This is a genomic window from Paenibacillus sp. FSL R5-0490 (genome assembly GCF_001956215.1).
In the GTDB taxonomy this organism is placed as follows: Bacteria; Bacillota; Bacilli; order Bacillales; family Cytobacillaceae; genus Cytobacillus.
The window spans coordinates 1-409 of the sequence record NZ_MRTQ01000056.1 but is presented as its reverse complement, the minus strand read 5'-3'; the positions used below and the strand labels follow the sequence as shown (position 1 = coordinate 409).

Genomic DNA, 409 nt, shown 5'->3' with positions numbered 1-409 from the left:
CCCGCAATATGAAATTAAATATGGTGAGCCATGAAGGACTCGAACCTTCGACCCTCTGATTAAAAGTCAGATGCTCTACCGACTGAGCTAATGGCTCGTACTAAAACTTTGCAGCCTAAAGCCTGAAACTGCTAGGTCAGATGTTCCAAAGCCCTGCGTGCTTTGTCACAGATTGCTATTCGGGTGAAGAATCTCACTGATGCTGCAATCTGCTCTACCGACTGAGCTAATGGCTCGTACTAAAGTTATGGTGGAGGATGACGGGATCGAACCGCCGACCCTCTGCTTGTAAGGCAGATGCTCTCCCAGCTGAGCTAATCCTCCAAAATGGTGACCCCTACGGGATTCGAACCCGTGTTACCGCCGTGAAAGGGCGGTGTCTTAACCGCTTGACCAAGGGGCCAATATG

3 tRNA genes are annotated in these 409 nt (G+C 50.1%); all 3 read right to left on the bottom strand.

From position 1 onward, the window contains the following. Nucleotides 1-21 precede the first annotated feature (21 nt). Nucleotides 22-97 (bottom strand) — tRNA-Lys (locus BK139_RS23380). A 151-nt stretch (nt 98-248) separates the two neighbouring features. Continuing rightward, nucleotides 249-324 (bottom strand) — tRNA-Val (locus BK139_RS23375). Between the two features lie 4 nt (nt 325-328). Beyond that, nucleotides 329-403 (bottom strand) — tRNA-Glu (locus BK139_RS23370). Between the last annotated feature and the right edge of the window lie 6 nt (nt 404-409).